The 1,319-nt window shown below is 64.8% G+C and carries 1 protein-coding gene; it reads left to right on the top strand.

Annotated features, from left to right (window positions below; translation table 11 throughout):
• Window positions 1-238: 238 nt before the first annotated feature.
• Entirely contained in the window at window positions 239-1,297 is a 1,059-nt protein-coding gene (locus RhoFasB10_RS25680; protein ID WP_167679309.1) for an IS110 family transposase, read from the top strand.
• The last annotated feature ends 22 nt before the right edge of the window (window positions 1,298-1,319 follow it).

Below are 1,319 nucleotides of genomic sequence, written 5' to 3'. Positions count from 1 at the left end.
TCCGCGCAGTGATACTGGAATGGTTCGTCGATGCAGTGGTTTGACTCGTTTCCGCGCTGACGCCGATGGCTGTCTTTCCCGTGATGTGTCGGCTGCTGCATCGATGGACACCTGAAGCACACGCGACCGGTGGGGCGGAGTGACTTGATAGGAGCCTGACCAAAGAGTCCCGTCACTGTGTTGTCCGCCGTCCCGGCCGGTGCGTGGTCACCTCGTGAAGGGATAACCAGTGTCCAGCATGACCGAAAATCCACCCGATGTCAGCCTGACCGTGTTCGCCGGTGTCGACACCCACAAAGACACCCACCACGCCGCGATCATCGACCACCTCGGCCGCGGCATCGGCGACCGCGAATTCCCCGCCACCGCCGCCGGCTACCGCGCCCTGCTGGCATGGGTTCGCGGCGCCGGTGTCGTCGCTCGAATCGGTGTCGAAGGCACCGGTAGTTACGGATCAGCGCTGACTGCAGTCCTGCAGGAGGCAGGCATCGAGGTCGTCGACGTCGACCGCACCGACCGGCAGTCACGCCGATTTCAGGGCAAGTCCGATTCCCTCGACGCCTACAGCGCCGCTCGCCTGGCAGCGGCGGGGATCGCACGCACCGTCCCGAAAGCACACGACGGGGACGTCGAAGCAATTCGATTCCTGCACAACGCTCGTCGCACCGCAGTCAAATCCCGCGCCGAGGCGATCACCGCATTGAAGTCGGCGGTGGTCAACGCGCCCGAGCCGATCCGAGAGCAGCTGCGCGGTCTCTCGACGAAGGCCTTGGTCGAGGCCTGCGCAGGACTGCGACCAGGCACGGTCGAACCCGGCGTACTGGCGGCGGCAGTCAAAACCGCGTTGCGGTCACTGGCCCGCCGCATCCGCATGCTCGACCACGAGATCGCCGCCCTCGAAGCCGACCTGCACCCACTCGTCGACGACGCCGCCGCCGACCTCATCGCCCGTTTCGGAGTGGGCTACGAGACCGCAGCGCAACTGCTGATCACCGTCGGCGACAACCCCGACCGGATCTCGAACGAGGCCGCGTTCGCCAGTCTCTGTGGTGTCGCCCCGATCCCTGCATCCTCCGGTAAAACCAGCCGGCACCGACTCAACCGGGGCGGAAACCGGCAAGCCAACCGGGCACTGCACATCATCGTTTTGGCCCGCCTCAAACGCGACCCCCGAACCCGCGCCTACCGCGACAAACGACTCGCCCAAGGCAAAAGCAAACGCGACATCATCCGCTGCCTCAAACGAGCCGTCGCCCGCGAAATGTTCCAGCTACTCACACAGAAAATCAGCAGTTGACACTCATAGGAGCATCACGGGT

The sequence above is a fragment of the Rhodococcus sp. B10 genome (assembly GCF_011770055.1).
In the GTDB taxonomy this organism is placed as follows: domain Bacteria; phylum Actinomycetota; class Actinomycetes; order Mycobacteriales; family Mycobacteriaceae; genus Rhodococcoides; species Rhodococcoides kyotonensis_B.
This window is presented reverse-complemented; position numbering and strand designations above follow the sequence as displayed.

Coding starts and splice junctions, on each gene's coding strand:
- RhoFasB10_RS25680 (WP_167679309.1), top strand. CDS start 239: ATGACCGAAAATCCACCCGATGTCAGCCTGACCGTGTTCGCCGGTGTC.